Below are 21,579 nucleotides of genomic sequence, written 5' to 3'. Positions count from 1 at the left end.
GCGGGTCGAGGGGGAGGACGCGCTCAGCCCCGCCGGCGCCGGACGAACCGCTCGGCCAGGTCACGCACCTGGTCCACCCGCGCCTGGGTCTGGCCGGCGGCCTGCTGCAGCGAGCGCTGCGGCGCCGGCTCGGCCCGCCGGGCGGGTGGCGGGGCCGGGGCGCGGGGCGGCTCGGGTGCGCGCCGCGCCGACGGCTCGTCGCCGGCCGGGGCCCCGGTGTCGGTCAGGGCGGGTTCGGCGCCCTTGGAGATCAGCAGGCTGTTGCGGATCTCGTCGAACATGCTGCCCACCGCGCCCGGGTTGGAGGGCAGGTAGAGCACGTTGGAGCGGCCGTTGCGGGCCACGTCCTGCAGGGTGTCGAAGTACTGGGTCATCAGCAGCAGCTGCTCGGCGGTGGCCTCGATGCCCACCTGGCGCAACAGCTCGTACTGCTCGGCGATGCCCTCGGCGATGGCCTTGCGCTGGGCGGCGACGCCGACGCCCTGCAGCCGCTTCGCCTCCGCCTCGGCCTCGGCCTGGGTGACCCGCTTGATCTTGTCCGCCTCGGCCAGCGACTGGGCGGCCACCCGGTCGCGCTGGGCCGCGTTGATCGAGTTCATCGAGTCCCGCACCCGCGGGTCGGGGGAGATGTCGGTGACCAGGGTGTTGACGATCTCGAAGCCGTAGTTGCGCATCTGGTTGGACAGCGTCCGCTCCACCGAGGTGGCGATGTCGTCCTTGGACTCGAAGGCGTCGTCGAGGTTGAGCCCCGACAGCGCGGAGCGGACGACGTCGAAGACGTAGGAGCGGATCTGCGCGGTCGGGTCGGACAGGCGGTAGAAGGCGTCGCGGACGTTGCCCTCGGGGATGACGTACTGCACCGCGACCGGCACCGTGACGAAGACGTTGTCGCGGGTCTTGGACTCGATGTTGACCTCGAGCTGCTGCACCCGCAGCGAGATCGGGGCGGTGGTGGAATCGACGAAGGGCAGCTTGAAGTTCAGCCCGGGGCCGGCGACCCGGACGAACTTGCCGAAGCGCTCGACGATGACGTTCTCCTGCGTCCGCACCGTGAAGACCGCGGTGACCCGCAGCAGCACGAGCAGCACCAGCACGACGGCGACGACGAGACCGACGACGACCAGGGTGGCGACGTCCATGGCGACCTCCTCAGGGGTCGGGGAACCCAGTCTGCCCGACGGCTCCCAACGCCGGACGGGCCCTTCAGCCGCGGGAGCGGCGCAGCGCGTCGATGTCGAGGAAGGAGCCGGCCCGGACGTCGACCTCCTCGGCCTCGGCCTCCCACGGGTCGTAGGGGGCCTGGTCGGTGTCCTCGGCGAAGCCCTGGGAGGGGTCGTAGGGGTTGGCCAGCCGCCGTTCGGGCAGCGGCGCGGCCGCCATCGCCTCGTCCTCCAGCGTGCGCAGCACGTTGTCGACGTAGCCCTGCGCGGCCTCCATCAGGCCGATGTCGTATCCGGCCCGCTCCGAGGAGTACCACCGGTACTCCAGCACCTCGTGGAAGATCTCGGCGGCATCCCGCTTGGCCCGCAGATCGGGCGGCACCGCGGCGATCACGGGCTCGAAGTTCGTGGTCAGCCACTGGTGGGCCACGATCGCCTCGTCCGCGCCCTGCTGGTCGGTGCGGGCCCGGAAGGTGTCGAGGTCGTTGAGCAGGCGGCGGGCCTGGTTCTCCTCGGTGTCCAGCCCGGTCAGCCGCAGCAGCCGGCGGGAGTGGTGGCCGGCGTCGACCACCTTGGGCTGGATCCGCACCGTGGAGCCGTCCAGGTCGGTGACGATGTCGAGCTCGGCCACGTCGAAGCCGAGCGCGTTGAGCCGGCGCACCCGGCCCTCGATCCGGTGCATCTCGGACTGGTCGAACTCCTCGACCCCGGTCAGCTCGTCCCACAGCTCGCGGTAGCGGGCCTCGATGGTGTCGACCAGCTGCTGGGGGTCCAGCGCCTCGTCCAGCAGGCCGCCGGCCTCGAGGTCGCTGAACTCGCCGAACAGGTTGGTCCGGGCGATCTGCAGGTCGTGGGCGCGCTGGCCGTCGGTGAGGGTGTCGTGCAGCTCACCGGTCTCGGCGTCCACCAGGTAGGCGGCGAAGGAGCCCGCGTCGCGCCGGAACAGGCAGTTCGACAGCGACACGTCACCCCACAGGAAGCCGGTCAGGTGCAGCCGGGCCAGCAGCACCACCATCGCGTCCAGCAGCCGGCTGACCGTCTCCGACCGGACGCCGGGGGCGAACAGCGAGCGGTAGGGCAGCGAGAACTGCAGGTGCTGGGTGAGCAGCACGGGGTCGAGCGGCCCGTCCGGCCCCACCCGGCCGGTGACCACGCCGACCGGGACCACCGACGGGGTGGCCAGCCGGGTGAGGTCGTGCAGCAGCCGGTACTCGTGCAGCGCGAGGTGCTCCAGCACCTCCTTGGCGGCGTAGACGTCCGAGCCGACCTTGATGAAGCGGACGACGTGCCGGGAGATGCCGCGGGGCAGGGCCACCAGGTGCTCGGTCGGCCAGTCCGCCAGCGGGGTCGACCACGGCAGCGGGATCAGACGGGAGTCGGGTCGGGCGGACAGGAAACGTGGCACCTGCCCAGTCTGCACCCTGCGCCCGGCTCAGTCCTCGAAGCTCTCCTCCAGGAAGGACACCGTGCGCTCGATCGAGGTCTGCCACTCCGCCTCGAAGGTGTGCCCCTCGTCGGCGTAGTAGTGGGTCTCGGTGCGCACCCCGGCCTCCTCCAACGAGGCCTCGGTGGCCCGGGCCCACTCGACGGGGCAGGTGTCGTCGGCCTCCCCGTGGTGGATCTGCACCGGCAGGTCGGCCGCGGCGATCCGGTCGAAGAAGGTCCTCGGGGACAGGTCGGTGTAGAACTCCGGGCTCTCCTCGGGGTCGCCGTACTCCTTGTACACCTCCTGGGCGGTGCCGGAGCGTTCGGGCAGCTCCCAGCGACGGAAGTTGTCGAGGTAGAGCGAGCTGACCGAGGCGTAGACCACGGCGGCATCGATCACCTCCGGGTGGGTGACGGCCGCGCCCAGGGTCACCCCGCCGCCCATCGAGCGGCCGACCATGCCCACCCGGTCGGGGTCGACGACGTCCTCGTTGCCGAGCGCGATCGCGGCGTTCACGGCGTCGCGCACGTAGCCGACCCGCAGGGTGTGGTCGACCTCGTCGGTGTCGTCGCTGCCGGCGTGACCGCGGTAGTCGGTGTGCAGCACGACGAAGCCCTGCTCGACCAGGTGCTCCTGCTCGCGCGGGACGCCCTGCCCGCTCCAGTAGCGGTTGCGGTCGATGTGGCCGTGGTTGAGCACCACGGCCGGGAAGGGCCCCTCGCCCTCGGGGACCAGCAGGATGCCGGTGATGGTGAGGTCGCCGCTGGGGTAGCTGACCTCCCACCGCTCGTGGTCGTCGGTCTCGCTCTGCAGCCGCTCCCGGGTGATGGTGAGGTCGAGGTCGAGCTCCTCGGCCATGTAGGCCGGCAGCGTGTCGGGCGAGCGCACCTCCGGCAGGGTCGGGGTGGGGGTCGGGGTGGGGCTGGGCGTCGGCGTGGTGGTCGACGTGGCCGGTGAGGAGGCGGCGGAGGTGGCCCCCGCCGGTGGGGGCGCGGGGGACGGGCTGGCTCCGGCCGAGCAGCCGGCCAGGGCGAGGGCGGTCGCGGCGGCCAGACCCAGCCGGGTCGGGCGGTGGCGGCGGGCGGGCCGCGGGCGGGCGGTGTGCATGGCGCTCCTCCTGGTCACCGACGACAACGAGCCGACGCCGCCGTTGGTGCCCGCACGACCCCGTGGACGCCGCAGGGCCCCGCGCTGCTGCGCGGGGCCCTGCGGATCGGTGCGGTGTCGCTCAGGAACCGGCGGCGGTGGAGACGCGCTCCCCGGTCGACTGGTTGAACACGTGCACGTGGGTCGGGTCGACCGCCAGCCGGACGTGGGCGCCGCGCTGCGGAGGACGCCGCGAGGAGATCCGGGCCACGATCTGCTGGGCGGTGATCTTCTCGTCCTCGCTCAAGCCGGACAGCGTGCCGTAGAGGTAGGCGTCGGCGCCGAGCTCCTCGACGACGGCCACGTCCAGGCCGATGCCGTCCCCGCCGTCGGCGAGGTTGAAGATCTCCGGCCGGATGCCGATGGTCGCGGTGGACTCACCGGACAGCTTGGACAGGGTCTCGCGCGGGACCGGCACCACGTAGTCGCCCACCTGGACGCCGCTCTCGGTGACCTTGCCCTCGATGAGGTTCATCGCGGGCGAGCCGATGAAGCCGGCCACGAAGAGGTTCGCCGGGGTGTCGTACAGGGCCAGCGGGCTGTCCACCTGCTGCAGGACGCCGTCCTTCATCACCGCGACGCGGTCACCCATCGTCATGGCCTCGACCTGGTCGTGGGTCACGTAGACGGTGGTGACGCCCAGCCGCGACTGCAGGGCCGCGATCTGGGTGCGGGTGGAGACGCGGAGCTTGGCGTCCAGGTTGGACAGCGGCTCGTCCATGAGGAACACCTGCGGCTGGCGCACGATGGCGCGGCCCATGGCCACGCGCTGACGCTGACCACCGGAGAGGGCCTTCGGCTTGCGGTTGAGGAAGTCCTCCAGGCCGAGCAGCTTGGCGGCCTCCATCACGCGCTGCTGGCGCTCGGCCTTCGGCACGTTCTGCATCTTCAGGGCGAAGCCCATGTTGTCGCCCACGGTCATGTGCGGGTACAGCGCGTAGTTCTGGAACACCATCGCGATGTCGCGGTCCTTCGGCGGCAGGTCGGTGACATCGCGCTCGCCGATGTAGATCGAGCCGTTGTTGACCTCCTCCAGCCCCGCGAGCATCCGCAGCGAGGTGGACTTCCCGCAGCCCGACGGTCCGACCAGGACCATGAACTCGCCGTCGCCGATCTCGAGGTTGAGCTTGTCGACGGCGGACTTGTCGGCTCCGGGGTAGACCCGGGTTGCGTCCTTGAAACTGACTGTGGCCATGCGGGGGCCTTCCTTTCACGGGCAGGTACGTGCCCGACGATCCGTAGTGAATGGAGCGACGTCACCGTCTCACATGACGTCGTGGGGAACAACAGGTGGAGAGAGCGTCCTCCTGACTGAGACCGTTCCGTTACATCCGTGACGTTCGCATTACGGACGCCGTCCGTTCACCTCGTCGCGCCAGGACACGAGGTCGCGGACCTTGCCCGGGTCGCGGTCCTCGGCGGGGTTCCAGCCGACGGTGAACAGCCGGATGCCGATCTCGTGCAGGGCCTGCGCGGCGGCGGCGTAGTCGGCCACCTGCTCCGGGGCGCGGCCCGGGGTGGGGGCGACCCCGGTCGAGCGCTCGATCTCGCGCGGGTCGCGGCCGACCCGCGCGCACCACTCGTCCAGCACCCGGTTCTTGCGCACCAGCGTCTCGACGTCGCCGAAGCCGTGCCAGATCGTGGCGTGCTCGGCGACGATCCGCAGCGTCTTGCGCTCGCCGCCGCCGCCGACCATCACCGGCACCTCGCGGGTGGGCGGCGGGTTGAGCCGGCTCCAGCGGTCCTTGATGACGGGCAGCGCGGCGGCCAGGTCGTCCAGCCGGCTGCCGGCGGTGCCGAACTCGTAGCCGTACTCGGTGTAGTCGCGCTCGGCCCAGCCCGAGCCGATGCCGAACAGCAGCCGGCCGCCGCTGATGTGGTCGACGGTGCGGGCCATGTCGGCCAGCAGGTGCGGGTTGCGGTAGGAGTTGCAGCTGACCAGCGGGCCGATCTCGACCCGCTCGGTCGACTCGGCCAGGGCGGCCAGCATCGTCCAGCACTCGAAGTGCAGGCCGTCGGGGTCGCCGTTGAGCGGGAAGAAGTGGTCCCAGTTGAGGATGACGTCGACGCCCATCTCCTCGAACGAGGACGCCAGCCGGCGCAGCTCGGCGTACTCGGCGTGCTGGGGCTGGACCTGCACCGCCAGCCGCGCCGGGCGGGGGTCGGTGGCCAGGTGGTCGGGGACGGTCGTGGTGTCGGTCACGCTGCTCCTTCGGGTCGGGTCCTGCGGGTCAGCACTCGACGATGTTGACCGCGAGGCCGCCACGGGCAGTCTCCTTGTACTTGACCTTCATGTCGGCCCCGGTCTGCATCATGGTCCGCACCACCTGGTCGAGGCTGACCTTGTGCGCGCCGGTGCCGTGCAGGGCCAGCCGGGCGGCGGTGATCGCCTTCACCGAGGCCACCGCGTTGCGCTCGATGCAGGGGATCTGCACCAGCCCACCCACCGGGTCGCAGGTGAGCCCGAGGTGGTGCTCCAGGCCGATCTCGGCGGCGTTCTCGATCTGGGCGGTGGTGCCGCCGAGCACCGCGGCCAGCGCGCCCGCCGCCATCGAGCAGGCGGTGCCGACCTCGCCCTGGCAGCCGACCTCGGCCCCGGAGATCGAGGCGGTCTGCTGGAACACCGCGCCCAGCGCCCCGGCCACCAGCAGGAAGTCGACCACCGCGTCGTCGTCGACTCCGGGCACGAACCGGACCGCGTAGTGCAGCACGGCGGGGATGATCCCGGCCGCCCCGTTGGTGGGAGCGGTGACCACCCGGCCGCCGGCGGCGTTCTCCTCGTTGACCGCCAGCGCCCACAGCGTCACCCAGTCCAGCGCCGCCAGCGGGTCGACCTGGTCGCGGGAGCGGCCGGTGTCGCCGACCAGCCGGGCGTGCAGACCGGCCGCACGGCGGGGCACCCGCAGCCCGCCGGGGAGGGTGCCGGTGTGGCGGCAGCCCGCCGCCACGCATCCGGCCATCACCTGCCAGATCCGCAGCAGGCCGGCGCGCACCTCGGCCTCCGGTCGTCGGGCGCACTCGTTGGCCATGGCGAGCTCTGCGACCGACAGGCCGCTCTCGCTGCACCGCGCCACCAGCTCCGCGCCGGTGCGGAACGGGTACGGCACCGGTGTGGGGTCGGGGACGAGCCGGGGGCGGCCCCCGCCGTCGTCGTCGAGCACGAAACCGCCGCCGACGGAGTAGTAGGTGCGGCAGGCGAGCTCGCGCCCGTCGGCGTCGGTCGCCCGGAAGGTCATCCCGTTCGGGTGCCCGGGCAGGCTGCGACGCCGGTGCAGCACCAGGTCGTCGTCGGGGCGGAAGTCGATCTCCTGGCGGCGCGCGGGGTCGGCGTCGACCCGGTTGAGCACGATCCGGCCAGTGCGGCCGATCTCGGCGGCGCGGGCCGGCGCGGTCCCGGTGTCCACGGTCTCGGCCTGCTCGCCCTCCAGCCCCCAGAGCACGGCCGGAGCGCTGCCGTGGCCGTGGCCGGTGGCGCCGAGCGATCCGAACAGCTCGGCCCGCACCCGGTGCACCCGGGTGATGGTGCCGGCGTCGGCGAGGGCGGCGACGAAGCGTCCGGCCGCCCGCATCGGCCCCACCGTGTGCGAGCTGGACGGGCCCACGCCGATGGAGAAGAGGTCGAAGACGCTGACCGGCACGGACCCAGTCTGCACCTACACTGATCGGCGGCCCAGCCGGTCGACCGGGGGCCGCAGCGTAGCGAAGGAGATCACGTGAGCGAGTCATTCGTCCCGGGGATGGACGCCGAGGAGGAGCCCCGCGAGCCGCGGCGCGCCCAGCCTCGTCGCCGCCGTTGGGTGATCCCGGTGGTGGTCCTCCTCGCCGTGGTGCTGATCGCCGCCGGTGGTCTCTTCGGCTACGCCAGCTGGCTGCAGAGCCGGGTGAGCGAGAACCTCGACCGCAGCGCCGAGCTGCCGGCTGAGGAGAACCGCCCGCAGCCGCAGCAGCCGGCTGAGGGCGGCGACGGTGACCAGCAGGCGCCGATGAACGTGGTGCTGATGGGCTCGGACAGCCGCGACGTCGAGAACGCCGGCGCGGGCCGCAGCGACACGCTGATGATCGCCCACCTCAGCGGCGACCGCGAGAAGGCCTACCTGATCTCCTTCCCCCGCGACATGTGGGTGGAGATCCCGGGCCACGGCACCGCCAAGATCAACGCCGCCTACGCCTACGGCGGCACCTCGCTGGCGGTGCAGACCCTGGAGCAGCTGACCGACGTCAGGATGGACCACCTGGCGGTGGTCGACTTCGAGGGCTTCGTCGCGCTCTGCGACGCGGTCGGCGGCGTCACCGTGGACAACGAGACCGCCTTCGAGACGAAGAACTACTCCTTCCCCGAGGGCGAGGTGCAGCTGGACGGGGAGCGGGCCCTGGAGTTCGTCCGGGAGCGCAAGTCGCTGCCCGGCGGCGACCTGGACCGCGCGGAGAACCAGCGCAAGGTCGTCCAGGCCATCCTGGCCAAGGGCCTGAGCCCGGAGGTCATCGCCAACCCCGGCCGGTTCAGCGAGTTCGTCAGCGGGATCGCCTCCCACACCTCGGTGGACGCCGGGCTCACCGACGACGTCATCCGTGATACCGCGCTGTCGCTGCGGCTCAACGGGGCCGGCGACATCGAGCAGCTGCAGGCCCCCGACCAGGGCACCGGCACGTCGGCCGACGGCCAGTCCATCGTCGTGGTGGACGAGGAGCGGATGCAGGAGATGGCCGAGGCGCTGCAGGACGACACGATGGATGAGTACCTGGAGAAGTACCCGGAGTGAGCCGTGAAGCCGGGGCGGCGCCGGTGCGCCGCCCTCAGGCGGGTGTGAGGCCGAGCACCTCGGTGGGGTCGACGGCGTCGGAGACCTGACCGGCGCTGGGCCGCACCTCCAGGTGCAGGTGGCACCCGTCCGGGGCGCCGCGGTCGCCGACGGTGGCGATGCGCTGCCCGGGACGGACCTGCTGGCCCTCGGTGACGAGCACCCGCTCGGGGTGGCCGATCACCACGTCGATGCCGCGCTCGCTGTCGCGCAGCCGGAAGGCGGTGTCGCCGTAGGCCCCGCCCAGCCGGCCGCGGCTGTCCGGCGGGACGACCTCCGCGGCGGTGCCGGCCAGCAGGTCGGTGCCGCAGGGCAGGGCCACGTCGATGCCGTGGTGGAACCCCTGGCCACCGGGGCAGCGCGGGTCGGGGGAGTAGTAGGGCGCCTCGGTGCAGCCGAAGCCGATCATCACGCGGCCGCGTCCGGCGAACCAGTCGGAGGTGTACCAGGTGTCGTCCTCGACCCAGAACTCGTTGTCGGGGTCGAGCGAGGGCGTCGGCTCCGGTGCCGACGACGGTGCCGGCGTGGCGCTCGGCGACGGTGTCGGCGTGGCGCTCGGGGACGGCGTCGGGCCGGACGTCGTCGCCGGCGGGGTCGGGGCCCCGGTCGGCCCGGTCGACGGTGTGCAGGCACCGACCAGCACCGCCGCGGCCAGCGCGGCCACCGCCCTGCCCGGTGCTGCCATGCCGCCCACCGTACGTGACGGCACGGCGGCAGCCGGGTGGACGGACGCGGATCAGGCGGTGGTGACGGGCACCTCGACGCAGGCCCACGACAGCGGCGGCAGGCTGACCCGCACACTGCCGTCCTGGACGTCGACCGGCAGGTCGCTCAGACCCACCCGGTCCTGGGCGTCCTCGGTGTTGGCGGTGAAGCGGTCGCCGTCCTCGGGCACGGTCAGCACGCGGCCGGTGAGGCCGTCGGCGCCGGCCTGCAGGCCCCGCAGCACGACCTCGACGTCGGAGGCCTCCTCCAGACCGCGGTTGGCCAGGAACAGCGCGAGCCGGCCGGTGCCCTCGTCCCAGGTGCAGGCCACGTCCACGGTGTCGACGTCTCCGAAGCGGTCGCTGTGGTGGCGGTCGGAGGTGACGGCGGTACGCATGATCTGCCCGCGGGCCAGCCGGGCGGTCTGGGCGAACGGGTGGAAGATCGTCTGCCGCCAGGCCGGTCCGCCCTCCTCGCTGCGGATCGGGGCGATGACGTTGACCAGCTGGGCCTGGTTGGCCACCGTCACCCGGTCGCCGTGGCGCAGCAGCGAGTTGAGCAGGGTGCCGACCACCACGGCGTCGGTGACGTTGTAGGTGTCCTCGATCAGCCGGGGGTGCTCGCGCCAGGGCTGCTTGACCAGCTGGTGCAGCTGGTCCTCGGTCTCCTGGCCGCGCTGGTACCAGACGTTCCACTCGTCGAAGGAGAGGTTGATCCGCTTGGTCGACTTGCGCTTGGCCCCGACGGCGTCGGCGGTGGCGACGACCGACTCGATGAAGTAGTCGGTGTCGTAGGCGCAGGCCAGGAAGCTGGCGACGTCGCCCTCGTGCTCCTGGTAGTAGGCGTGCAGGGAGATGAAGTCGACCTCGTCGTAGGCGTGGGACAGCACGGTCTGCTCCCAGGCGCCGAAGGTCGGCATCCGGGAGTTGGAGCTGCCGCAGGCCACCAGCTCCAGGCCGGGGTCGACCAGGCGCATCGCCTTGGCCGCCTCCTGGGCCAGCCGGCCGTACTCCTCGGCGGTCTTGTGCCCGATCTGCCAGGGGCCGTCCATCTCGTTGCCCAGGCACCACAGCCGGATGTCGAAGGGTTCCTCCGCACCGTTGCGCCGGCGCAGGTCCGACCAGTAGGTGCCGCCCGGGTGGTTGGCGTACTCGACCAGCGCGCGCGCCTCCTCCACGCCGGCGGTGCCGAGGTTGATCGCCTCCATCACCTCGACCCCGGCCGTCCGGGCCCAGGCCACGAACTCGTGCAGGCCGAAGGCGTTGCTCTCGACGGTGTGCCAGGCGCCCTCGAGGCGGCGGGGCCGCTCCTCGACCGGGCCGATCCCGTCGGTCCAGCGGTAGCCGGAGACGAAGTTGCCGCCGGGGTAGCGCACCACGGTGGGGCCGAGCTCGCGGACCAGCTCCAGCACGTCGGTGCGGAAGCCCTGCTCGTCGGCGCTCGGATGGCCGGGCTCGTAGATGCCGGTGTAGACGCAGCGGCCCATGTGCTCCACGAAGGAGCCGAAGAGGCGGTGCGGCACCGGGCCGACGGTGAAGTCGCGGTCGACGACGACGCGGGCAGTGGTCATGGGGGATCGTTCTCGCTCTCTTCGAGTGGGACGGTCGTGCTCGACGGCCTACTGGCCGCCGAAACCGGTGGTGGCGACGCCACGGATGATCTGGCGCTGGAAGAACAGGAAGACGAGGATCAACGGCGCCGCGGCCAGCATGGCAGAGGCCATGTTCTGCGCGTACTGGATCCCGTAGGCGCTCTTCACCGTCTCCAGCCCGACGGGCAGGGTCATCAACGAGGTGTCGCTGACGGCGATGAACGGCCACAGGAAGTTGTTCCAGGCGCCGATGAAGATGAAGATCGACACCGCCGCGAGGATGGGTCGCGACAATGGCAGCACGATCGTCCAGAACACCCGCAACCGGTTGGCGCCGTCGACCAGCGCGGCCTGCTCGAGCTCCACCGGGACGGCGTCGAAGAACTTCTTGAGGATGAACACCATCTCGGGGTGGATGAGCTGGGGCAGGATGATCGCGGCGTAGGTGTCGACCAGCCCGAGCACCAGCATCTCCTGGAACAGCGGCACCAGGAGGATCTGCGGGGGCACGATGATCGAGCCGATGATGACGGCGAAGAGCACCTTCTTGCCGGCGAACTCGATCCGGGAGAAGGCGTAGCCGGCGGCGGCGGCCAGCCCGACGCTGAGCACGGTGATGATGGTCGAGGTCAGCAGGCTGTTGCCGATCCACAGCGGGATCTGGCCGTTGGCGATCGTGGCGACGTAGCCCTCGACGGAGAAGCCGCTGGTGGGCCAGAACGTCACCGGTGCGGACGCGGCCTCGGTCTCGGTCTTGAACGAGGTGAGCAGCGCCCAGACGAAGGGCACCAGCCAGGCGACGGCCATCACCAGCAGGACGAGGAAGGCGAACCCGCGTCCCAGGGACGGGCCGCGGCGGCGTCCGGCGGAGGCGGTCGCGACGTCGGTGATGACGCGGCGTCCGCTGGCGGGGGCGGCGATGGTGGTCATGTCAGCTGCTCCTCCGGACGGCGATCCGGGCCTGCACCAGTGACAGGACGACGATGATCGCGAAGAAGATGTAGGAGATCGAGGCGGCGTAGCCGAGCCGGTAGCCGGTGAAGCCGGTGTCGTAGATGTACTGGACGATCGAACGGGTCGCCCCGGCCGGCCCGCCCTGGGTCATCATGTAGATCTGGTCGAAGACCTTGAGCGAGGCGAGCACCTGGAGGATGACGATCAGCACGGTCGTCGGGCCGAGCTGGGGCAGGGTGATGGAGAACAGCTGGCGCCAGGCGCTGGCCCCGTCGATGGCGGCCGCCTCGTACTGCACGTGCGGGATGTTCTGCAGGGCGGCGAGGTAGAGCAGGAAGTTGAAGCCGACCGTCCACCAGACGGTGGTGACCACCACCGCGCCCATGGCGGTGTTCGGGTCCTGCAGCCAGGAGACCGGTTCGGCGCCGAAGCGGGTCAGCACGTCGTTGATGACGCCCAGCTCGGGGTTGTACATCCACTCCCAGAACAGCGTGACGACGGTGGAGGCCAGCAGGAAGGGCAGGAAGAAGGCCAGCCGCCAGAACCACTGGCCCTTGATGCCCATGTTGACCAGCAGGGCCATCACCAGCGCGATGAGCACCAGCGGCACGGTGCTCAGCACGGTGAAGACGGTGGTGTTGCCGAGCGCGTTCCACATGTCGGCGTCGCCGAACGCCTCGGCGTAGTTGGCGAGCCCGATGAAGGTGTTGTTGGCGCCGGTGAGGCTGAGGGAGGTGAAGCTCTGCCACAGCCCGAGCAGGATCGGCACCACCAGGAAGGCCAGGAACAGCAGCGTGAACGGGCCGACGAAGGCCCAACCGGCGATGTTGTCGCGGCGGCGCCGGGCCGGGCTGCGTTCGTCGCGGGGCGGCGCCGCGGCGGGTGCCGGCTCCGCCTGGGTGCTGAGGGCTGAGGTGCTCATCGTCGTCTCCTCAGGCCGCCGGGGCGGCGGGGTTGGGCTGCATCAGCAGCGAGTTGACCCGTTCGATGAAGCCGGTCATCCCCTCCTGGGGCTCGGTGCGGCCGAGCAGCACGGTCTGGATGTTCTCGGCGAAGTAGTTCTGGAAGTTCGAGCCCGACCCGGAGAAGTAGGCCTCGGGGTCGTAGTTGAGGATCTCGGTGACGTCGGCGTAGCTGCTGGCCGGTAGGGCCTGGTACTCCTCCGACTCGACCACCGGCAGGTAGGCCGGGACGTGCCCGGCCTGGGCCCAGGTGCCCGAGCTCTTGAGCATCGCGGCGACGAACTCGTAGGCCGCCCGCCGGCTGTCGGGGTCGACCGAGGCCTGCCGGGGGAGCACGAAGGCGTGGCTGTCGCCGTAGGCCGCCGGCTCGCTGAACATCGTCGGGATCGGTACCGCGGAGTAGGGGATCCCGGCGTCCTCCACGGTGGGGGTCTCCCAGACACCGGTGAAGAGGATCCCGGTGCTGCCGCTGACGAACTCCGCGATCGAGCCGCCGAGGTCGTTGCTCTGCACCGCGATCCGGCCGTCGAGGATGGACCGGACGGTGGTGAGCGCGGTGACGGCGGCGTCCATGTCGTACTCGGCGGGATGTCCGGGCGTCAGCACCATCTCCGCGCCCTGCTGGCGGTAGAGGGTGTAGAAGAACCGCCACATCGACGCGCCGTCGCCGAGGAAGCCGTAGGAGAGCCCCGTCCCGCCGGTCACCTCGGCCAGCCGGGTGCCGACCTCCACCAGCTGCTCGGGGGAGGAGATCTCGACGGTGCCGTCGCTCTCCAGCACACCGGCGGCATCGGCGTGGTCGGTGTTGACGATCATGATGTACGGGTGGGAGTCGAGGGCGATCGAGTACACCTGGCCCTCGTGCTGGCCCTTCTGCCAGATCCGCTCCGGCTGGGTGCTCGGGCCGATGCCCAACCGCTCCAGCTCGGCGACGTCCCAGGGCTCGAGCAGCCCGCCGGGGGCGTAGCCGGCCACCCGGGTGTGGTGCATGATCGCGAGGTCGGGGGCACGACCGGCCACCGAGGACATCGCCAGCTTGGTGTAGTACGGCGACCCCCAGGCCAGCACGGTCTGGGCGGCGGTGTAGGCCTGCTGGCTCGCGTTGACGGCGGCGACCATGTCGCCCATGAGGATGCCGTCACCGCCGCTCATCAGGTGCCAGTAGTCGAGCGGGGTCCTGCCCCCGGTCGCGCCGGAGCAGCCGGTCAGGCCCAGGACCGCCGTCCCGGCCGCGGCGCCCGCACCGAGGAACCCGCGTCGGGAGAGCCGCGGTGCGGCTCGTCGGTCCGTCGTCATCGTGTCCTCCTCCACTCCGTCGTGGTTGGGAGCACCACCGTTACATCGTTGTAGTCGGAGGTCAAGTACCTGCCGGGTCGGAGACGGGCCGTGCCCGTCCACGGTTCAGCCGAGCGGGAGGGGACCGGAGCTGTCGCGCACCACGATCCGGTGCGGCACCGTCCGCGTCTCGACCGGCGCGTCGGGACGTTCCATCCGGGCGGTGAGCAGGTCGAGGGCCGCCTCGGCGACCGCCTGCCGGTCGAAGGAGACGGTGGTCAGCGAGGGGGAGACCCAGCGCGCGACCTCCACGTCGTCGTAGCCGCACACCGCCACCCGTCCGGGGACGTCGACACCGCGGCGCTGCAGGGCGCCGGCCACCCCGAGGGCCAGGGTGTCGGTGAAGCAGACGACGGCGTCGGGAACCTCGGTGCCCCGGGCGAGCACCGCCGTCATGGCGTCGTGGCCGCCCTGGCTCGACCACTCCGCACTGGGGATCTCCAGCTCCGGGTCGTGCGGCAGCCCGGCCTCGCGCAGCGCCCGGCGGTAGCCCTCGGTGCGCAGGTCGGAGCTGGCCGAGCGCATCACGCCCAGGACGGCCACTCGGCGGCGCCCGGAACGCACCAGCGCGGTGACCAGGCTGTGCACGGCGGCGGCGTTGTCGACCCAGACGTGGTCGACGGCGGGCTCGTCGACCTCCCCGATCATCACCACCGGCGGCAGCGACCCGGCCAGCCGGACGGCCGAGGCCTCGAGCAGCACGGGGTTGAGCACGAGCCCGTCGACGAGGTGCTCGCGCGCCCGGGTGAGCAGGGCCGCCTCGGTGTCGGCGTCGGTGGTCTCCTCCACGTGGACGCTGAAGCCGCGGGCCTTGCCGGAGCGGACGAAGGCCTGCACCACCGCCGCGGAGTACGGGGTCGACAGGTCGGGCAGGGCGAGGGCGATGACGCCGGTGCGGCCGTTGCGGAGACCGCGGGCCGACAGGTTGGGCACGTAGTCCAGCGCCGCGAGCGCGCTCTCCACCCGGGCCCGGGTGGCCGGCGACACCGGCACGGTGCGGTTGACGACGTTGGAGACGGTCTTCGGCGACACCCCGGCCAGCTTCGCGACGTCCTTGACAGTTGCCCGCACGGTGCACCTCCTCGGCTCGGGAGTCTAGGAGACCGGGGACGCGGGCGCCGCCGGGTTGTCCGGGGCGAGAGGGTGGGGGCGTGCAGGAGGTGCTGAGCGAGATCGTCCGCCGGGTCCAGCAGGTGCAGCCGGTGCCGCCGCTGGAGCACCAGCTGGTGCTGCTGCTGGTCGCGGCCGTGCTGGTGGTGCCGCGGCCGCTGTGGCGGGTCAGCCGGATGCTGGTGACGATCGCGCACGAGGGCGGGCACGCGCTGGGAGCGCTGCTCACCGGGCGTCGGCTGGCCGGGATCCGGCTGCACACCGACACCTCCGGGCTGACGGTCTCCCGCGGACCGGCGCGCGGGCCGGGGATGGTGGCCACCCTGCTCGCCGGCTACCCGGCCGCGGCGGTGCTCGGGCTGGCCGGCGCGGCGGTGCTGGGCACCGGGCGGGCGGTGGCCTTCCTCTGGGTGCTGCTGGTGGCGCTCGCGCTGATGCTGCTGCAGATCCGCAACCTGTACGGGCTGCTGGTGCTGCTCGTCGTCGGCGGGGCGCTCGGGGCGGCGACCTGGTCCCTGGAGGCGGGGGTGCTCTCCTGGTTGGCGCACCTGCTGTGCTGGGTGCTGCTGCTGGCGGCACCGCGCCCGGTGGTCGAGCTGCTCGCCACCGGCCGGCACCCGGGCTCCGACGCCGGCCAGCTGGCCCGGCTGACCGGCGTCCCCGAGCGGTTGTGGCAGCTGCTCTTCCTGCTGGTCACGACGGCGTCGAGCGTGGCCGGCGCGGCGCTGGTGCTGCCGCTGCAGGAGTGGGTCACCCGGTGGTGGGCCGGTTGACGGCCCACGTCCTAGGCTGGCGCCCATGGCGAAGGACGGCATGACCCTGACCCCTGCGCACGAGGTGACGACGGCCCCCGTGGTGGCGCTGGGCCTGCTCGGCGGCTTCATCACCGCCCGCGAGTCCGGCTTCCGGCCGCTGGGTGGGCTGGTGCTGGCCGCGGCCGGCGTGCTGGCCGGGCGCACCACCCTCGCCACGCGGGGGCCCGGGATGACGGTCGCCCTGGCCGCGCTCTACGTGCTCGGCTTCGGCGCGTCCCACCCGCTGGCCAAGAAGATCGGCGGCTGGCCCTCGGTGCTCTCGGTGACCGCGGTCAGCATGGCGGCCCAGCACCTGCTGGTCGACCGGCACCGGCGGCGCTGAGGCCCGGCCGGAGGAGGTCCGGACCGGGCTGGCAGCATCAGGCCCATGAATCCTCTCGACCTGCTCTTCATCGGCGGCAGCGGCATCATCAGCGCGGCCAGCGTGCGGCTCGCGGTGCAGCGGGGCCACCGGGTGACCGTGCTCAACCGGGGGACCTCGACCACCCGGGAGCTGCCCGCGGAGGTGGAGCGGCTGACCGCCGACGCCACCGACCCGACCGCGGTGGCCGCGGCGGTGGGGGACCGCGAGTTCGACGTGGTGGCCCAGTTCCGCGCCTTCACCCCCGACCACGTCGAGGCCGACCTGCGCACCTTCGCCGGGCGCACCGGGCAGTACGTGTTCATCAGCTCGGCCTCGGCCTACCAGAAGCCGCCGGCCCGGCTCCCGGTCACCGAGTCGACCCCGCTGCACAACCCGTTCTGGCAGTACTCGCGGGACAAGATCGCCTGCGAGGACGTCCTGGTGCGGGCCAGCCGCGCCGGGGAGGCCCCGGTCACCATCGTCCGCCCGTCCCACACCTACGACCACACGCTGATCCCCACCAGCGGACGCTGGACCGATGTGGCCCGGATGCGGGCCGGCAAGCCGGTGGTCGTGCACGGCGACGGCACCACCCAGTGGACGCTCACCCACACCGACGACTTCGCGGTCGGCTTCGTCGGGCTGCTCGGCCACCCCGCCGCGATCGGCGACACCTTCACCATCACCGGCGACCACGCCCCCACCTGGGACCAGATCTACACCTGGCTCGGCGCGGCCGCCGGGGTGGAGCCGCAGCTGGTGCACGTCGCCTCGGAGACCATCGCCCGCGCGATCCCGTCGCTGGGTGACGGCCTGGTCGGGGACAAGGCGCACTCGATGGTCTTCGACTGCGCGAAGCTCCGGGCGCTGGTGCCCGAGTTCGCCACCACGATCCGCTACGACCAGGCCGCCTCCGACCAGGTCGCCTGGTACGAGGCCGACCCGTCCCGCCAGGAGGTGGACGCCGACCTCGACGCCGCCTTCGACCGCCTGGTCGAGTGGGCCGGCACCGTCCCGACCACCTGACGCGCTCCCGTGCCCGGCCGCGTCCTCAGCCGGGCACGTCCCGGGCGGCGTCGTGGCGGAGCTCCACCACCAGCGCCCGGTGGTCGGACAGCGGCAGCCGGGGTGCCTCGCTGCGCACCACCGCGCCGAGCCGTCCGCGCAGCAGGATGTGGTCCAGCTGCCGGGTGGGCTCCTCGAGCGGGAAGGTGGGGTGGCTGGCCAGCGGGGTGTAGCCGGTGACCTGCGCCGGCAGCGCGTCGGCCATGTTGAGGTCGCCCATCACCACCACCGGCTCGGGCAGGGTGGCGAGGTCGCGGCGCACGCGCCGCAGCTGGAGCCGGCCCCAGCCGGGGACGAAGGAGAGGTGGGTGTTGGCCACCACCAGGCTCCCGGCGGGGGTGTCGAACTGGCCCACCAGCGCGGTCCGCGGCTCCTCCCGCACCCAGATGAGCTTCCGCGGCTCGCGCAGCCAGACCGGGACGGTGGGGCGGATCCGCGGCAGCCGGAGCACCTGCCAGCTGCGGGCGGGGTAGCGCGAGAGCAGCGAGATGCCGTAGGACGCCTCGCCCGGCACCTCCCGCTCGGTGGCGGCCAGCCAGGTGGCTCCGGGCGTCCCGGTGAGAGCGGCGGCGAAGCGCGAGCTCACCGCGCCCATCGCCTCGGCCGCCACCGCGGTGAGGTCGGCCAGGTGGGAACGGGGCTGGTCGCGGTCGACCTCCTGCAGCCCGAGCACGTCCGGGTCGAGGGCGGTGACGGCCGCGCGCAGCCGGTCGAGGACCACGCTGTCGTCGGCGGGGGTGCGACCGTGCAGGATGTTGAACGTGGCCAGACGCATGAACCGACGGTATCCAGCATGAGCAGCGACCCCGAGACCGAGCCCGGGCTGCGGGCCGCACTGCGGGCGGCGGCCTCGGCGCTCAAGTCCGACGGCGTCCCGTTCGCGCTCACCGGCGGGTACGCGCTGTGGGTGCACGGGGCGCCGGAGCCCACCCACGACGTCGACTTCGCGGTGCCCGAGGACGAGGTCGAGCACGCGGCCGCGTCGCTCGCGGCGGCCGGGTTCGAGGTGGAGCGGCCGCCCGAGGACTGGTTGTTCAAGGCGCACCGGGACGGGGCCATGGTCGACGTGCTGCACCGGCTCCAGGGTGACCCCGTCGACTCCCCGCTGATCGCGGCGTCGGGTGAGCAGGAGATCCTCGGGCTGCGGATGCCGGTGATGCCGGCGACGGAGATCATGGCGGCCAAGCTGGGCTCGCTGTCGGAGCACTACTGCGACCTGGCGCCCCTGCTCGGGGTGGCGCGGGCGGTCCGGGAGCAGCTGGACTGGCCGCGGCTGCGGGACGAGGCGCGCGACCACCCGTTCGCCGAGGCCTTCCTGCTGCTGACCGACCGGCTGGGGATCAGCGGACCGGCGTCGGGGTAGGCGCTGCGGACCGCATCCGCCGCGCCCACCCCGGCCCCGTGCTCAGCCCTGGAGCAGCGACTGCGCCCCGTCGATCCAGACCTCGGAGCCGGAGACGTGGCTGGCGGCGTCGGAGGCGAGGAAGGTGATGAGGTCGGCGACCTGCTCGGCCGAGCCCGACTCCGTCCCGGTGAGCGGGATGGCGCCCTCGGGGAACTCGACCGGGATCATCACGTCGGCGTTGTCGGCCTGGGTGTTGTCGCTGATGTCGGTGTCGATCGCCCCGGGGCAGACCACGTTGACCCGGATCTTCGACGGGCCCAGCTCGACCGCGAGCATCTTGGTCATCGCGACCTGGCCGGCCTTGCTGCTGGAGTAGGCGGTGGCGCCGGTGTTGGAGAACATCCGGGTGCCGTTGACCGAGGCGACGACCACCACCGAACCGCCGCCCTGGCGGCGCAGGTGCGGCACGGCGTGCTTGATGGTGAGGAACGTGCCGGTGAGGTTGATGTCGAGGGTGGAGCGGAAGTCGTCGGCGGTGAGGTCCTCGATCCCGGCCCAGCGGCCGTTCACGCCGGCGTTGGCGACCACGACGTCCAGCCGTCCGAACTCCTCGAGCACCTTGGCGTAGGCCTCGACCACCGACTCCTCGTCGCTGACGTCGCCGCTCACCGGCAGCGCCCGCCCGCCCTCGCCGCGGATCTGCTCGGCCAGCTCCTCCAGCTCCTCGGCGGTGCGGCTCACGAGCGCCACCGCGGCGCCCTGGCGCGCCATCAGCCGGGCCGACGCCGCGCCGATCCCGGACCCTGCTCCTGTCACGAAAGCCACTCTGTCGCTCAGCATGGGCCCATCCCAGCAGGTGCGCGGAGGACGGCGGCAGCGGGGTTGTCGGTGGCGCGCCCTAGCGTGACCGGCATGAGGCTGAGCCAGGCAGAGAAGCAGGAGTTCCTCGCCGCACCGCACGTCGGCGTGATCGCCGTCCCCGAGCCGGACGGGCCGCCGCTGGCGGTGCCGATCTGGTACCACTACACCCCCGGCGGCGACGCCTGGGTGCTCACCGGCTCCCGCTCGCGCAAGGCTGCCGCACTCCGCTCGACCGGGAGGTGCACGCTGGTCGCGCAGACGGTGGAGCCGCGGGTCCGCTACGTCAGCGTCGCGTGCCGCGTCGTCGAGGAGCGCCCCAGCACACCGGACGACCAGCGCGCGATGGCGAGCCGCTACCTGCAGGGGGACGCCCTGGAGGGCTACCTGGAGCACGCCCGCGACGACGAGGCGCTGGCCTCGGAGGTGGTCGTCGTGCTGCGGCCCACGCAGTGGCTGGGGGCCGACCTCACCCTGGGCTGACGGCGGCCGGACGCCGTGCCGCCCGGCAGCGACCGGGCGGCACGGCCGGGGCTCAGGCGCCCGGGTTGCAGGTCACGCCGGTGGCGTGGATCGGGCAGTAGCCGTTCGGGTTCTTGACCAGGTACTGCTGGTGGTACTCCTCGGCCAGGTAGAACGGGCCGGCCGGGGCGATCTCGGTGGTGATCTCGCCGTAGCCCGCGCGGCTGAACTCGGCCTGGAAGTCGTCGCGCACCCGGCGGGCGGTCTCGGCCTGGGCCTCGTCGACGGTGTAGATCGCCGAGCGGTACTGGGTGCCGAAGTCGTTGCCCTGGCGCATCCCCTGGGTGGGGTCGTGGTTCTCGAAGAACACCTTCAGCAGGTCGGCGTAGCCGATCCGGGACGGGTCGTAGGCCACCCGGACCACCTCGGCGTGCCCGGTGCGTCCGGAGCAGGTCTCCTCGTAGGTCGGGTTGGGGGTGTAGCCGCCCTGGTAGCCGACCGCGGTCGAGGTGACCCCGTCCAGCTGCCAGTACAGCTTCTCCGCGCCCCAGAAGCAGCCAAGGGCGAGGTAGGCGACCTCCGACCCGGCGGGAACCGGCTCCAGAGGCGTCCCGAGGACCTCGTGGAAGTGCTGCCCGGTGAGGACGGGGGTGTCCCGGCCCGGAAGGGCCCGGTCGGGCTCCACCAGGGACTGCTGGGCGAACAGGCGCTCGAACAAGCTTCTCTCCTCAGATCGCTGTGCACCTAGGACAACGCCACCGACGCCGGCTGATTCCCGCCGTCGAGCCTCCAGTCCACCGGCGCCTCGCCCTGCGCGTCCAGCAGCTCGTTGATGCGGCTGAAGGGACGCGAGCCGAAGAACCCGCGACTGGCCGAGAGGGGTGAGGGGTGCGCCGAGGCGACCACCGGGACGTCGCCCAGCAGGGGCCGCAGCGACTGCGCGTCCCGGCCCCACAGCAGCGCCACCAGCGGGCCGCCCCGGGCCACCAGCGCCCGGATCGCCACCTCGGTGACCCGCTCCCAGCCGCGGCCCCGGTGCGAGGCCGGCTGGCCCGGCTGCACCGTGAGCACCCGGTTGAGCAGCAGCACCCCCTGCTCGAACCAGGCGGTGAGGTCGCCGTGCTCGGCGGGCGGGATGCCGAGGTCGGCCTGCAGCTCGGTGTAGATGTTGACCAGGCTGCGCGGCAGCGGCCGGACGTCGGGGGCGACCGAGAACGACAGCCCGACCGGGTGCCCCGGCGTGGGGTAGGGGTCCTGGCCGACCACCAGCACGCGGACCGTCGCCAGCGGCAGCCGAAAGGCCCGCAGCACGTCCGGCCCGGCCGGGAGGTAGCCGCGGCCCGCCGCGACCTCGGCGCGCAGGAAGTCGCCCAGCGCGGCGATCTCGTCGGCCACCGGCGCGAGGGCCTCGGCCCAGTCCGGGGCGACGAGCTCGTGCAGCGGTCGTGGGCTCACCCGCCGCATGGTGCCACGCTCGCTCCGCTGCGCCCACCCGTCGGAGCG

General features: G+C 72.5%; 22 protein-coding genes. 6 read left to right on the top strand and 16 right to left on the bottom strand.

The window, feature by feature from the left end; genetic code table 11:
* Positions 1 to 23 precede the first annotated feature (23 nt).
* The 6 genes from DT076_RS04315 to DT076_RS04290 form a co-directional block, all read right to left on the bottom strand.
* Entirely contained in the window at positions 24 to 1,139 is a 1,116-nt protein-coding gene (locus tag DT076_RS04315; protein WP_114125417.1) for an SPFH domain-containing protein, read from the bottom strand.
* 64 nt (positions 1,140 to 1,203) lie between these two features.
* Complete coding sequence (locus tag DT076_RS04310; RefSeq protein ID WP_114125416.1) at positions 1,204 to 2,565, bottom strand: DUF4032 domain-containing protein; 1,362 nt, start codon at positions 2,563 to 2,565, stop codon at positions 1,204 to 1,206.
* Between the two features lie 27 nt (positions 2,566 to 2,592).
* Positions 2,593 to 3,693 carry an alpha/beta hydrolase family protein gene (locus DT076_RS04305; protein ID WP_114125415.1) on the bottom strand — a complete coding sequence of 367 codons (1,101 nt, stop codon included), beginning with the start codon at positions 3,691 to 3,693 and terminating at the stop codon, positions 2,593 to 2,595.
* A gap of 121 nt (positions 3,694 to 3,814) precedes the next feature.
* Complete coding sequence (locus tag DT076_RS04300; protein ID WP_114125414.1) at positions 3,815 to 4,927, bottom strand: ABC transporter ATP-binding protein; 1,113 nt, start codon at positions 4,925 to 4,927, stop codon at positions 3,815 to 3,817.
* A 150-nt stretch (positions 4,928 to 5,077) separates the two neighbouring features.
* Positions 5,078 to 5,935 (bottom strand): LLM class F420-dependent oxidoreductase, encoded by an 858-nt coding sequence (locus DT076_RS04295; protein WP_233493632.1) that lies wholly within the window; start codon positions 5,933 to 5,935, stop codon positions 5,078 to 5,080.
* 28 nt (positions 5,936 to 5,963) lie between these two features.
* On the bottom strand, positions 5,964 to 7,370 hold the full coding sequence (locus DT076_RS04290; RefSeq protein WP_114125413.1) for an L-serine ammonia-lyase: 1,407 nt from the start codon (positions 7,368 to 7,370) through the stop codon (positions 5,964 to 5,966).
* Between the two features lie 75 nt (positions 7,371 to 7,445).
* Between DT076_RS04290 and DT076_RS04285 the strand changes: the two genes are divergently transcribed.
* Positions 7,446 to 8,492: an LCP family protein gene (locus DT076_RS04285; protein ID WP_147264046.1), complete on the top strand. Its 1,047-nt coding sequence runs from the start codon at positions 7,446 to 7,448 to the stop codon at positions 8,490 to 8,492.
* A 34-nt stretch (positions 8,493 to 8,526) separates the two neighbouring features.
* On the opposite strand, the gene DT076_RS04280 is transcribed toward DT076_RS04285, so the two are convergent.
* The 6 genes from DT076_RS04280 to DT076_RS04255 all read right to left on the bottom strand — a co-directional run bounded on the left by DT076_RS04280 (position 8,527) and on the right by DT076_RS04255 (position 15,149).
* A complete protein-coding gene (locus DT076_RS04280; RefSeq protein WP_147264045.1) occupies positions 8,527 to 9,216 on the bottom strand; it encodes a M23 family metallopeptidase in 690 nt (229 codons plus the stop codon).
* A gap of 51 nt (positions 9,217 to 9,267) precedes the next feature.
* Positions 9,268 to 10,806, bottom strand: a complete 1,539-nt coding sequence (gene arfA, locus DT076_RS04275) for an arabinosylfuranosidase ArfA (protein ID WP_114125410.1) — start codon at positions 10,804 to 10,806, stop codon at positions 9,268 to 9,270.
* A 48-nt stretch (positions 10,807 to 10,854) separates the two neighbouring features.
* The gene (locus DT076_RS04270; protein ID WP_114125409.1) at positions 10,855 to 11,757 is read right to left on the bottom strand and encodes a carbohydrate ABC transporter permease; all 903 of its coding nucleotides are present in this window, start codon (positions 11,755 to 11,757) and stop codon (positions 10,855 to 10,857) included.
* Position 11,758: 1 nt separating this feature from the next.
* Complete coding sequence (locus DT076_RS04265) at positions 11,759 to 12,703, bottom strand: carbohydrate ABC transporter permease (RefSeq protein WP_114125408.1); 945 nt, start codon at positions 12,701 to 12,703, stop codon at positions 11,759 to 11,761.
* Between the two features lie 10 nt (positions 12,704 to 12,713).
* Positions 12,714 to 14,039: an extracellular solute-binding protein gene (locus DT076_RS04260; protein ID WP_114125649.1), complete on the bottom strand. Its 1,326-nt coding sequence runs from the start codon at positions 14,037 to 14,039 to the stop codon at positions 12,714 to 12,716.
* 105 nt (positions 14,040 to 14,144) lie between these two features.
* Positions 14,145 to 15,149 carry a LacI family DNA-binding transcriptional regulator gene (locus DT076_RS04255; RefSeq protein WP_114125407.1) on the bottom strand — a complete coding sequence of 335 codons (1,005 nt, stop codon included), beginning with the start codon at positions 15,147 to 15,149 and terminating at the stop codon, positions 14,145 to 14,147.
* Positions 15,150 to 15,229: 80 nt separating this feature from the next.
* On the opposite strand from DT076_RS04255, the gene DT076_RS04250 reads away from it, so the two are divergent.
* From DT076_RS04250 to DT076_RS04240, 3 genes are read left to right on the top strand one after another with little or no spacing between them, the layout of a single operon-like run.
* Positions 15,230 to 15,961: a M50 family metallopeptidase gene (locus tag DT076_RS04250; protein WP_114125406.1), complete on the top strand. Its 732-nt coding sequence runs from the start codon at positions 15,230 to 15,232 to the stop codon at positions 15,959 to 15,961.
* Between the two features lie 40 nt (positions 15,962 to 16,001).
* On the top strand, positions 16,002 to 16,325 hold the full coding sequence (locus DT076_RS04245) for a hypothetical protein (protein ID WP_114125405.1): 324 nt from the start codon (positions 16,002 to 16,004) through the stop codon (positions 16,323 to 16,325).
* A gap of 45 nt (positions 16,326 to 16,370) precedes the next feature.
* A complete protein-coding gene (locus DT076_RS04240; protein WP_114125404.1) occupies positions 16,371 to 17,372 on the top strand; it encodes an NAD-dependent epimerase/dehydratase family protein in 1,002 nt (333 codons plus the stop codon).
* 25 nt (positions 17,373 to 17,397) lie between these two features.
* On the opposite strand, the gene DT076_RS04235 is transcribed toward DT076_RS04240, so the two are convergent.
* Positions 17,398 to 18,186, bottom strand: coding sequence for an endonuclease/exonuclease/phosphatase family protein (locus DT076_RS04235; RefSeq protein WP_114125403.1), 789 nt, complete (start codon positions 18,184 to 18,186; stop codon positions 17,398 to 17,400).
* 18 nt (positions 18,187 to 18,204) lie between these two features.
* On the opposite strand from DT076_RS04235, the gene DT076_RS04230 reads away from it, so the two are divergent.
* The gene (locus DT076_RS04230) at positions 18,205 to 18,774 is read left to right on the top strand and encodes a nucleotidyltransferase family protein (protein ID WP_114125402.1); all 570 of its coding nucleotides are present in this window, start codon (positions 18,205 to 18,207) and stop codon (positions 18,772 to 18,774) included.
* A 42-nt stretch (positions 18,775 to 18,816) separates the two neighbouring features.
* Here the strand turns inward: DT076_RS04230 and DT076_RS04225 are convergent, their stop codons facing one another.
* Positions 18,817 to 19,596, bottom strand: coding sequence for an SDR family oxidoreductase (locus DT076_RS04225; RefSeq protein ID WP_114125401.1), 780 nt, complete (start codon positions 19,594 to 19,596; stop codon positions 18,817 to 18,819).
* Between the two features lie 72 nt (positions 19,597 to 19,668).
* Between DT076_RS04225 and DT076_RS04220 the strand changes: the two genes are divergently transcribed.
* Complete coding sequence (locus tag DT076_RS04220; protein ID WP_114125648.1) at positions 19,669 to 20,097, top strand: pyridoxamine 5'-phosphate oxidase family protein; 429 nt, start codon at positions 19,669 to 19,671, stop codon at positions 20,095 to 20,097.
* Positions 20,098 to 20,149: 52 nt separating this feature from the next.
* Here DT076_RS04220 and msrA read toward each other — a convergent pair whose 3' ends face one another.
* Together msrA and DT076_RS04210 are read right to left on the bottom strand one after the other, a co-directional pair.
* A complete protein-coding gene (gene msrA / locus DT076_RS04215; protein ID WP_233493630.1) occupies positions 20,150 to 20,794 on the bottom strand; it encodes a peptide-methionine (S)-S-oxide reductase MsrA in 645 nt (214 codons plus the stop codon).
* 26 nt (positions 20,795 to 20,820) lie between these two features.
* Complete coding sequence (locus tag DT076_RS04210) at positions 20,821 to 21,531, bottom strand: uracil-DNA glycosylase (RefSeq protein WP_407642703.1); 711 nt, start codon at positions 21,529 to 21,531, stop codon at positions 20,821 to 20,823.
* Positions 21,532 to 21,579 lie beyond the last annotated feature (48 nt).

The organism is Desertihabitans brevis, assembly GCF_003327535.1.
In the GTDB taxonomy this organism is placed as follows: domain Bacteria; phylum Actinomycetota; class Actinomycetes; order Propionibacteriales; family Propionibacteriaceae; genus Desertihabitans; species Desertihabitans brevis.
The sequence above is the reverse complement of the archived record's forward strand: the minus strand, read 5'-3'. Positions and strand labels throughout refer to the sequence as shown.